Annotated in this window: 9 protein-coding genes; 5 read left to right on the top strand and 4 right to left on the bottom strand. The window is 68.8% G+C overall.

The features are described 5' to 3' along the window. The 3 genes from ACHFFZ_RS07675 to ACHFFZ_RS07685 all read left to right on the top strand — a co-directional run. On the top strand, window positions 1-2,320 hold a 2,320-nt coding region (locus ACHFFZ_RS07675; RefSeq protein ID WP_394276061.1), incomplete at its 5' end, for a DNA topoisomerase (ATP-hydrolyzing) subunit A. 71 nt (window positions 2,321-2,391) lie between these two features. Beyond that, window positions 2,392-2,886, top strand: a complete 495-nt coding sequence (locus tag ACHFFZ_RS07680; RefSeq protein WP_394276062.1) for a beta-class carbonic anhydrase — start codon at window positions 2,392-2,394, stop codon at window positions 2,884-2,886. A gap of 96 nt (window positions 2,887-2,982) precedes the next feature. Then, window positions 2,983-4,266: a cytochrome P450 gene (locus ACHFFZ_RS07685; protein ID WP_394276063.1), complete on the top strand. Its 1,284-nt coding sequence runs from the start codon at window positions 2,983-2,985 to the stop codon at window positions 4,264-4,266. A gap of 68 nt (window positions 4,267-4,334) precedes the next feature. On the opposite strand, the gene ACHFFZ_RS07690 is transcribed toward ACHFFZ_RS07685, so the two are convergent. Next, complete coding sequence (locus tag ACHFFZ_RS07690; protein ID WP_394276064.1) at window positions 4,335-5,645, bottom strand: MFS transporter; 1,311 nt, start codon at window positions 5,643-5,645, stop codon at window positions 4,335-4,337. 134 nt (window positions 5,646-5,779) lie between these two features. Between ACHFFZ_RS07690 and ACHFFZ_RS07695 the strand changes: the two genes are divergently transcribed. Further along, a complete protein-coding gene (locus ACHFFZ_RS07695; RefSeq protein WP_394276065.1) occupies window positions 5,780-6,244 on the top strand; it encodes an SRPBCC family protein in 465 nt (154 codons plus the stop codon). A 73-nt stretch (window positions 6,245-6,317) separates the two neighbouring features. On the opposite strand, the gene ACHFFZ_RS07700 is transcribed toward ACHFFZ_RS07695, so the two are convergent. The 3 genes from ACHFFZ_RS07700 to ACHFFZ_RS07710 all read right to left on the bottom strand — a co-directional run bounded on the left by ACHFFZ_RS07700 (window position 6,318) and on the right by ACHFFZ_RS07710 (window position 9,344). After that, the gene (locus tag ACHFFZ_RS07700) at window positions 6,318-6,539 is read right to left on the bottom strand and encodes a helix-turn-helix domain-containing protein (RefSeq protein WP_394276066.1); all 222 of its coding nucleotides are present in this window, start codon (window positions 6,537-6,539) and stop codon (window positions 6,318-6,320) included. Continuing rightward, window positions 6,539-7,144, bottom strand: a complete 606-nt coding sequence (locus ACHFFZ_RS07705) for a hypothetical protein (protein WP_394276067.1) — start codon at window positions 7,142-7,144, stop codon at window positions 6,539-6,541. Before ACHFFZ_RS07705 ends, ACHFFZ_RS07700 begins: the two co-directional genes overlap by 1 nt. Before the next feature lie 94 nt (window positions 7,145-7,238). Further along, a complete protein-coding gene (locus tag ACHFFZ_RS07710; RefSeq protein WP_394276069.1) occupies window positions 7,239-9,344 on the bottom strand; it encodes a type IIA DNA topoisomerase subunit B in 2,106 nt (701 codons plus the stop codon). A gap of 130 nt (window positions 9,345-9,474) precedes the next feature. On the opposite strand from ACHFFZ_RS07710, the gene ACHFFZ_RS07715 reads away from it, so the two are divergent. Continuing rightward, window positions 9,475-9,726: a hypothetical protein gene (locus tag ACHFFZ_RS07715; protein WP_394276068.1), complete on the top strand. Its 252-nt coding sequence runs from the start codon at window positions 9,475-9,477 to the stop codon at window positions 9,724-9,726. The last annotated feature ends 247 nt before the right edge of the window (window positions 9,727-9,973 follow it).

A 9,973-nucleotide genomic window follows, 5' to 3' on the forward strand; every position in this document is an offset into this window, starting at 1 on the left:
AAGTGGTGACACCGCGATCTACGACGCACTGGTGCGCACCGCGCAGAGCTGGTCGATGCGCCTGCCCCTGGTGGACGGGCACGGCAACTTCGGTTCGCTGGATGCCGGCCCGGCCGCGATGCGTTACACCGAGTGCCGGATGGCCCCCTCGGCGATGGCGATGACCGCCGGGCTGGACGAGGACACCGTCGACTTCAAGCCGAACTACGACGGCAAGGAGCAGGAACCGGCGGTGCTGCCGTCGGCCTTCCCCAACCTGCTGGTCAATGGCGCCACCGGCATCGCCGTCGGCATGGCCACCAACATCCCGCCGCACAACCTCGGCGAGGTGGTGCAGGCCCTCAAGCACCTGATCAAGCATCCCGATGCCGGCCTCGACGAACTGATGCGCTTCATTCCCGGCCCCGACCTGCCCACCGGCGGCAAGATCATCGGCCTGGACGGCATTGCCGACGCCTATGCCACCGGCCGCGGCTCCTTCAAGATCCGCGCCACCACCCGCATCGAGCAGGTGACCCCCCGCCGCAAGGGCATCGTGGTCAGCGAGCTGCCCTTCGCCGTCGGCCCGGAGAAGATCATCGAGCAGGTGAAGACCCTGGTGCAGAACAAGAAGATCACCGGCATCGCCGACATCAAGGACCTGTCCGACATCAACAACCACACCCGGTTGGTGATCGAGGTCAAGAACGGCATCAATCCCGAGGCGATCCTGCAGCAGCTCTACAAGAGCACCAAGCTCGAGGACTCCTTCGGCATCAACAACGTCGCCCTGGTCGACGGGGAGCCGCGCACGCTGGGACTCAAGGAGCTGATGGAGGTCTACCTCCAGCACCGCTTCGACGTGACGCTGCGGCGTACCCAGTTCCGCCTGGCCAAGGCCACCGACCGGCTGCACATCGTCGAGGGCCGGCTGCTCGCGATCGTCGACATCGACGACGTCATCGCCATCATCCGCGGCTCGGAGGATGCCGCGAGCGCCCGGGCGAAGCTGATGGAGGTCTTCGAGCTCACCCAGGTCCAGGCCGAGGACATCCTGGACATCCCGCTGCGCCGGCTCACCAAGTTCAGCGTCATCGAACTGGAGAAGGAACGCGACGAGCTCCACGAGCGCATCACCGCGCTGACCGAGATCGTCGAGGACCGCGACGTGCTCGCCAGGCTCGTCAGCGACGAGCTGGCCGAGGTGGCCCGCACCTACGGCGACCCACGACGCACCGTGCTGCTGGCCAGCTCCGGGCAGGCCAGCGTGGCCAGCACACCCCTGGAGGTGCCCGACGCCCCCTGTTGGGTGATGCTCAGCTCGGCCGGCCTGCTGGCGCGGATGGACACCGACTCGCAGATCCCGGTGGGCGGCCCCCGGGCCCAGCACGACGTGGTGGTCTCGGCGATCCGGGCCACCAGCCATGCCGAGTTCGGGGTGGTGACGAACAAGGGACGCCTGATCCGGGCACGTGCGATCGAACTGCCCACCGTGGTGGCGGGGGCCAACTCCCCCACCCTGCGCGGGGGTTCGAGGGCGCGGGAGCTGTACGACTTCGACAAGGGTGAGCACCCGCTTGCCCTGACCAGCCTCGAACCGAACTCCTTGGGCCTGGCCCTGGGCACCCGACACGGGGTGGTCAAGCGGGTCCGGCCCGAGGTGCCAGCGAACAAGGACAGCTGGGAGGTGATCCGTCTGGACGGCAAGGACGAACTGGTCGGTGCCGTCGAGCTGGTCAGTGAGCAGCACCACCTGGTCTTCGTCTCCAGCGACGCCAGCCTGCTGCACTTCCCGGCCTCGCTGGTACGTCCCCAAGGCCGCACCGGCGGCGGCGTCGCGGGCATCAAGCTGGCCAAGGGCGCGACCGCCCTGTGGTTCGGCGCCGCCAGCGAGGACGGGGCCGTCGTGGCAACCGTCGCCGGGAGCTCCAGCGCCATCGACGGCACCGATCCGGGGACGGTGAAGCTCACCGGCTTCAGCGAGTACCCGGCCAAGGGCCGAGCCACCGGCGGCGTGCGCTGCCACCGCTTCCTGCGCGGGGAGGACACCCTGCTGCTGGCCTGGGCGGGTGCGGCGCCGGCGATCGCGGCGGCAGCCAGTGGCGCCGCCATTGACCTGCCCGAGGCGACGGGCCGGCGCGACGGCTCGGGAGTTCCTGCCAGCCAGCCGATCGCGGCGATCGGCTCCCGGCTGGCGGCCTTGCCCCAGGAGGCCGAGGTGGATGGCCACACCGGCTCCGACGAGGCCCCCGCCGGTGCCGGTTCCCCGGTGCCCGGCGACGACCCCGTCCCCGGTGACGAGGCGACCGAGGACCTGGACGGCCAGGACAGCCTGCTGTGAGGGCACGGCCTGTCGCGCTCTCCTGCTGGGCGGTGCGCGACAGGCCCGCCCCGGCGCGATAGTTACGCCCCATGGCTGACTTCAAGGACCTGCTGGAAGCAAATGACGACTACGCGGAGGACTTCCACGACGGGGGCTTCGACGGCATCGCCCGGGCCGGCGTCGCGGTCGTGACCTGCATGGACTCGCGCATCGAGCCGCTGGCGATGCTCGGGCTCAAGCTGGGCGATGCCAAGATCATCCGCACCCCCGGTGGCCGGATCACCCCCGACGCGCTGATCGGCTGCATCCTGGGCGTGCACGTGCTCAATGTGGACCGCATCATGGTGATGCCGCACACGCGCTGCGCCATGGCCCAGGGCACCGATGCCGAGATCGCCGAGATGATCGTCGAGGCCGACGGCACCGACCTGCGCGGCATGACCTTCGGCGCCAACCCCGACCAGACCAGCACCCTGGACTTCGACGTGCGCCTGCTGCGCACCCACCCCGCCCTCAAGGGCCGCTGCCTGGTGGGTGGTTTCCTCTACGACGTCGACTCCGGAAAGCTCACCCAGATGCACTGAGCCCGGTCGATCCCCGGCCCTGCGCCGCCCTCCTTTCGCTGGCAGCGCAGGGCCATTGTCTTGAATGGGATCCGCCCCTGGGGCGAGGGTGGAGACATGACAGCATCCACAACCCCCCGCCGCGACCGATCACTCGACCTCGTCACCCAGGGCTACCTGTGGACGACCCGCCTGCGCGCCGCCAGCAGTGACCCCCAGGCCGACGTCAGGCTGCCGATCCGACTGCTCGGCAAGCCCGCCCTGCTGGTCAACGGCGAGAAGGGCGTGGACCTGTTCTACGACTCCGAGCGCATCCAGCGCGGCGGGGCGATGCCCTCGGTGGTGGGCGGTGGCCTGTTCGGCGAGGGCTCGGTCCACGGCCTCGATGGCGAGCAGCACACGGTGCGCAAGGCCATGTTCGTGCGGGCGGCGATGAACCGCCCCCGCGTCGACAACCTGCTGGCCGACGCCCAGCAGGAGTGGGCTGGGATCATCGAGCTGTGGCGCGGCGGCGAGGACCTGAGCGTCTACGACGCCGCGGTGCTGGTCTACGGCCGTTCGATCATCCGCTGGGCCGGCTTCGACGTCGACGCCGAGACCCTCGACCACATCGCCACCACGCAGGCCGAGATCGTCGACGGCTTCGCCGCCGCCGGCCCCGCCATGGTCCAGATGCACCGCGATCGCAAGAAGATGGATGCCTGGTTCACCGAGCAGGTGCGCCTGGCCCGTGCCGGCGAGATCGTCGTGCCGGAGGGCTCGCCCTTCCAGATGGTGCTCGACCACGTCGATGCCGACGGCCAGCCGCTGGACGACCACCTGGCCGGGGTCGAGGTGCAGAACCTGATCCGTCCCACCATCGCGGTGGCCCGCTTCGCCGCCTTCGTCGCGATGGCCCTGGCCGGCCATCCCGAGTGGCGCGACCGGGTGCGCGCCGAGACCGTCGAGCGCGGCACCACCATCGAGGGCCCGGTGGCCACCGCCGTCGCCGAGGAGGTGCGCCGCCACTTCCCTTTCGTGCCGCTGCTGCCGTCGGTGGCGAAGAAGGACTTCGTCTTCGAGGGCGAGCAGGTGCGCAAGGGGCAGCGGGTGCTGCTCGACTTCTACGGCACCAACCACGACGAGAACAGCTGGGACAAGCCGGGCAGCTTCGACCCGCAGCGCTTCCTCGACGATCCCTCGCACCGCGAGAGCGACCACTTCATCCCGCAGGGCGGCAAGACGGCCGAGACCGGCCACCGCTGCCCGGGCGAGTGGATCGCGGTGGGCCTGCTGGCGCTGACCGTCGCTGAGCTCTCCGAGCTCGCGATGGAGCTCCCCAGCGACCTGGACTGGAAGATGACCCGGATGCCCACCATGCCCAGGGACGGGGTGCGGCCGGTCTCGGTCGACAAGGCCTGATCCACGACGCCTGGAGCCACAACTGTCGAGGGGCCCGGTGGGATCTTCCCGCCGGGCCCCTCGCATGCTCAACGACGGTGGGTGATGCCCTCGACGCGCAGTGGCCAGAAGGCCAGCAGCCCCAGCAGCAGGGTGACGACGATGCCCATTATCCCCCAGCGGGCACCGAAGAGGCCGGTGAAGGCGCCGACAAGCGCCGGCGCGATGAAGCTCGCCACGCGCCCCACCGTCGCGTAGAGGCCGAAGGTCTCGTTCTCCAGCCCCACGGGGATCATCCGGGTGAGCAGGCTGCGGCTGGCTGACTGCACCGGCCCCACCATGGAGGCGATGAGGATTCCGGCCACCCAGAAGACCTGCGAGCTGTCCGCCGCGACGGTCACCAACCCGAGCACGACGATCGAGGCGAGGCTGGCCAGGATCACCGGACGGGGGCCGAGGCGGTCGTCGAGGCGTCCCAGCAGCCAGGTGCCTACGGCGGCCGCGACGCTGGCCGCCAGGCCGAAGTAGATCACCTGGGCCGGGCTGAAGCCGTAGGCGGTGGCCGCGATCACGCCGGCGAAGGCGAAGACCGCATTGAGCCCGTCGCGGTAGATCGCCGCGGCCACCAGGAAGTGCAGCAGGGGCCGCTCGGAGCGCCACATGCGCGCGACCCGACGGGCAATGGCGGCATAGGCGGCCGCGGGGCGAAAGGGTGCCCGGGAGGCGGGGTGCCCGTCGGGGCCGAGCAGCATGATGGGCAGGCTGAAGACCAGCATGAAGCCGGCACACAGCAGCGCCACCGAGCGGGCATTGAGGGCCTCGGCGCTGGGGATGCCGAGCATGCCGCCGTCCAGGATGAAGCCGAACAGCGCCAGCACCAGGCAGACGACCCCTCCCAGGTAGCCCAGCGCCCAGGCGGTGCCGGAGATCCGTCCGACGGTGTCCGGGGTGGAGACGTGTGGCAGCATCCCGTTGTAGAAGACCCCGGCCAGGTCCTGGGTGATGCTGGCGGTGGCGAGCAGTCCGGCACCCCACCACAGGTAGGAGTCCTCGGGCCTAATCCAGAAGCAGGCCGCCATCAGCGCGATCGTCACCATCGTGGTGGCCGACAGCAGCACCCGGCGCCGCCGCACCCGGTCTGCCAGGGCCCCCATCAGGGGCGCCAGCACCGCCAGCACCAGGCCGGCGATGGTCTGCAGCTGGCTCCACACGAGCTGTCCGTGGGCCTTGTCGTCGGCCACCGTGCCGGTGAGGTAGACGCTGAAGACGAAGCTCAGCATCACCGTGTTGAAGGCATTGCCGCCGAAGTCGTACAGGCTCCAGGCGGCGACGACGCGGCGGGAGGCCGGGCTCGGGTCGAGGGCCTTGTGGGGGAACTCGTCCGCAGGGGTGCTGGTCACGCGAGAACGCTAGCCGGTGCCGGTGAACGCAGAGGGGACGAGGCACCCGAGTGGGTGCGGTGCCGGACTTCGGGTCCGTCCGCCGACTGCGAAAGGCCTTGGATGCACGCCCCGGATGTGGTTGCGTACAAGGCATGAGCGAAATTTCCAAGGTCACCGCCAGCCGTCAGGTCCCTGCCGCGCCGCAGGAGATCTTCGACCTGCTGAGCAACCCCGAGCGTCACGCCGAGACCGATGCCAGCGGTTCGGTCGTGTCCACCGACAAGGGCGAGCGCCTCAAGAAGGTGGGCGACACCTTCCGGATGAACATGGTCAAGGGCGACGGCTCCGAGTACCAGACCGAGAACGAGGTCTTCGCCTTCGTCGAGAACCGCGTGATCGGCTGGAAGAACCTGCGCAACCTCACCAGCGAGGTGGAGGTCGGCGCCAAGTGGCTCTACGAGCTCGAGCCCATCGATGCCGAGAACACCCAGCTCTCGCTGAACTACGATCCCACCGAGATCGAGAACCCGCAGGTGCAGGCCCTCGCCAAGGAGAAGTTCGCCGTCGAGTCGAACCTGGAGGCCTCGCTGGCCGCCATCGCCGAGGCACTGGCCTGATCTCCTGCCGGACTCTTCCGGCACCAGCACGCACGTCGCCACAGCTCTTCACCAGCTGTGGCGACGTCGCCTTTCACCTCTGCTCGACGCTGAACAGGTCCCCGGGGGCACAGCCCAGGGCGTCGCACAGTGCGGTGAGGGTGGTGAAGCGCACCGCCTTGGCGCGGTTGTTCTTGAGGATGGACAGGTTCACCACGCTCAGCCCGACCCGCTCGGCCAGCTCCGTGAGCGTCATCTCGCGCGCGGTGAGCAATTCGTCGATGTGGCAGACGACGCGGTGCTCGTCGGCCGGCATCAAATGACCTCGTCGAGTTCGCCCTGCAACTGCCCACCGCGCCGCAACACCAGTTCGAAGGCGAAGACCAGGTAGAGGGCGAGGACGGGCAGGAACATCTCGCCGATGGGCGTCCATGGGCGCAGGCCGGCCTCGAGCGATCCCACCACCCAGTTCGCCCCGAGGACGCGCAGACCGTAGGCGACGACCAACGCCACCAGGCTCCACCGGATGCCCGCCACGGCCTTCATCACCGGGCTGGCGAAGGTGCCGTCGACATGGGAGGTGGCCCGCAGGAGGAAGGCGATGGCCAGCGCCACGACCCCCCAGAGGATCGGGACCATGGCCGCGCCCAGCTTGAGCATGATCACGCCGCCGGTGGCTGCCGCGGAGGTGTCCACCGCGACGGTGTGGGGTGCCACCAGGTGCACCCCGGCGGGCAGTCCCGGCAGGGTCGCTGTCGCAGCCGATGAGACGGTGGTGACCACCTCCTTGGCGGTCAGGGCAGCCACGGCATTTCCCCCGCCGTACAGCAGGCCCAGGGTGGCGAAGAAGAAGCCAACCCCGGTCGGCCCCTGCAGGGGGGACCGGTGCTCGCCTGCTGTCCTGTGCTGGTCGGTGCGCATCTCAAACTCCCTCCATATCGAATGTCGTTATTAACGATACTCGATATGGAGGCTTTGGCAAGGTGCCGCGGCAAGCTCAGCCGGCGGGAAAGGATCAGGCGTCGATCTGCTCGGCGTCCAGGCGGTAGGCACCCCCGATGATGAACTCCTTGCGCGGGGCCACCTCATTGCCCATCAGCATCTCGAAGGTCCTCTCCGCCGCCTCGGCATCGTCGACGGTGATGCGTCGCAGCAGCCGGTGGCGGGGGTCCATCGTGGTCTCCTTGAGCTGGTCGGCGTCCATCTCGCCCAGGCCCTTGTAGCGCTGGGGCTCCTTGAAGTTGACCTTCTTCTTGGTGAGCTCGGCGAGCTTTCGCTGGTACTCGGCATCGGAATAGGTGTAGATGTAGCGGTCCTGGCCCTTGCGGGGATTGGTCAGCTCGAAGCGGTGCAGCGGCGGCACCGCCGAGTAGACCCGGCCAGCCTCGATCATCGGGCGCATGTAGCGGAAGAACAGGGTGGCCAGCAGGCAGCGGATGTGGGCGCCGTCAGAATCGGCGTCAGCCATGAAGATGACCTTGCCGTAGCGGGCCTGGTCCAGGTCGAAGGTGCGTCCGGAGCCGGCACCCACCACCTGGATGATCGAGGCGCATTCCTGGTTCTTGAGCATGTCGCCGACGCTGGCCTTCTGCACGTTGAGGATCTTGCCGCGGATCGGCAACAGCGCCTGGTGCTCGGAATTGCGGGCCCGGCCGGCGGTGCCCAGCGCCGAGTCGCCCTCGACGATGAACAGCTCGGACTTCTCACCGTCGGCGCTGCGGCAGTCCTTCAGCTTGGGCGGCAGGGTGGAGCTCTCCAGCGCATTCTTGCGGCGCACGTTCTCCTTGTGCATGCGCGCTGCCACGCGGGTGCGGGAGGCGCCGATCACCTTCTCCATCACCTGGCGGGCCTGGGCCTTCTCGGCCGGCTTGGAGGAGTTGAGGAAGGCACCCAGCTCGGACTCCACGACGCGCTGCACGATCCGGGTGGCGGGCGGGGTTCCCAATACCTCCTTGGTCTGGCCCTCGAACTGCGGCTCGGCCAGGCGCACCGTCACGACGGCGGTGAGCCCCTCCAGGCAGTCGTCCTTGACCAGTTCGTCGCCCGACTTCATCAGCCGGGTGCCCTCCATCGCACGCGTGAAGGTGCGGGTCAGCGCCCGCTCGAAACCCTGGACGTGGGTTCCGCCCTTGGGGGTGGCAATGATGTTGACGAAGCTCTTGACGGTCGTGTCATAGGCGTTGCTCCACCGCAGGGCGATGTCGACGCTCATCTCGCGGTCGACGTCCTGCGGGGTCATCGCGCCGGTGGCGGCGTCGAGCATGGGAACGGTCTCGGTGAACTGCCCCTTGCCCTGCAGACGGATCACGTCGGTGATCGGCGCGCCCTGGCTGAGGTAGTCGGCAAACTCGCTGATGCCGCCCTCGTGGTGGAAGACCTCCACCAGGCCCTCGCCCAGCCGGTCGTCGGTGACAGTGAACTTGAGCCCCGGAACCAGGAAGGAGGACTGGCGGGCACGGGCCACCAGCGAGGCGAGGTTCAGCTCGGCATCCTTGAGGAAGATCTGGCGGTCGGGCCAGTAACGCACCCGGGAACCGGTGACGCCACGCTTGGCCTTGCCGACCACGCGCAAGCCGGACTGGGGCGTGAAGGGGGCCTCTGGGCCGTCCCCGTCGAAGACGCCGGGCACGCCGCGGCGAAAGCTCATCTCGTAGGTCTTGCCGCCACGGTCCACCTGCACGTCGAGCCGGGCGCTGAGGGCATTGACCACCGAGGCACCCACGCCGTGCAGGCCACCGGTGGCGTTGTAGGCGCCGCCGCCGAACTTGCCGCCGGCATGCAGCTTGGTGAAGATCACCTCGACGCCGCTCAGGCCGGTGCGCGGTTCGGTGTCCACCGGCATGCCGCGGGCGTGGTCGTCCACCTGGATCGAGCCGTCGGCATGCAGGTGGATCTCAATGGCATCGCCGCTGCCGCCCAGGGCCTCGTCGATGGCATTGTCGATGATCTCCCACAGGCAGTGCATCAGTCCCTTGGTGTCGGTGGAGCCGATGTACATCGCGGGACGCTTGCGCACTGCCTCGAGCCCTTCGAGGACGAGAAGGTGCTTGGCCTCGTAGTCGCGTCCGCCCTGCGCACCCGTGGGCTGCTGGGCGGTGGTCTTCTTGCTGGTGGGGATCACATTGCTGGGCACCCCGACAGGCTACCGGGCAGCTGTGACAGTTCAGCCCACGGCGCACGGCAAGGACCCGGGCTGCAGCGCGCCACCGGATAGGGTGGAGGGAACAAAGTGTGGAGCGCGTGCGTTGCACATGACGTCACCCCACGGCAGGCGGACCGCCTGTCACCCGATCAAGGAGGCCGAAGTGACCACCACCGTCATCGACGAGCGCCAGCTGGACGCAACCGACCGTTGCGATCGCTGTGGAGCCCAGGCCTACCTGCGCGTCATCCTCGCCTCGGGCGGGGAACTCCTCTTCTGCGCCCACCACGGCAAGGCACACCAGGACAAGCTGCAGCAGGTCGCTCTCAAGATCCAGGACGAGACCAGCCGCATCAGCTGACTCGACGGCACGACGAGGGCAGGGCTCCACACCTTCGGGTGGGAGCCCTGCTCTTTGTCTGCCGTGGACTGCCCAATGTGGCAACGTGGGGACCATCCCCGACGAAAGGAAGGCCCATGAGCGAGATCACCGACGCCAGCACCACCTGCACCTGCGAGAAGTGCAAGCCCGAGTGCACCTGCCAGGAATGCAGCTGCTCCGACTGCGCCTGCTCCACCTGCCAGCACTGAGTCGCGGGGGGGGGGGG

Origin of the sequence: Luteococcus sp., from assembly GCF_043424415.1 — a bacterium.
Taxonomy (GTDB): domain Bacteria; phylum Actinomycetota; class Actinomycetes; order Propionibacteriales; family Propionibacteriaceae; genus Luteococcus.

Bases quoted from the DNA above. Each gene is read 5' to 3' on its own strand.
- ACHFFZ_RS07680 (WP_394276062.1), top strand. From the start codon at position 2,392: ATGGCTGACTTCAAGGACCTGCTGGAAGCAAATGACGACTACGCGGAG.
- ACHFFZ_RS07685 (WP_394276063.1), top strand. From the start codon at position 2,983: ATGACAGCATCCACAACCCCCCGCCGCGACCGATCACTCGACCTCGTC.
- ACHFFZ_RS07695 (WP_394276065.1), top strand. From the start codon at position 5,780: ATGAGCGAAATTTCCAAGGTCACCGCCAGCCGTCAGGTCCCTGCCGCG.
- ACHFFZ_RS07700 (WP_394276066.1), bottom strand. From the start codon at position 6,539: ATGCCGGCCGACGAGCACCGCGTCGTCTGCCACATCGACGAATTGCTC.
- ACHFFZ_RS07705 (WP_394276067.1), bottom strand. From the start codon at position 7,144: ATGCGCACCGACCAGCACAGGACAGCAGGCGAGCACCGGTCCCCCCTG.
- ACHFFZ_RS07715 (WP_394276068.1), top strand. From the start codon at position 9,475: ATGACGTCACCCCACGGCAGGCGGACCGCCTGTCACCCGATCAAGGAG.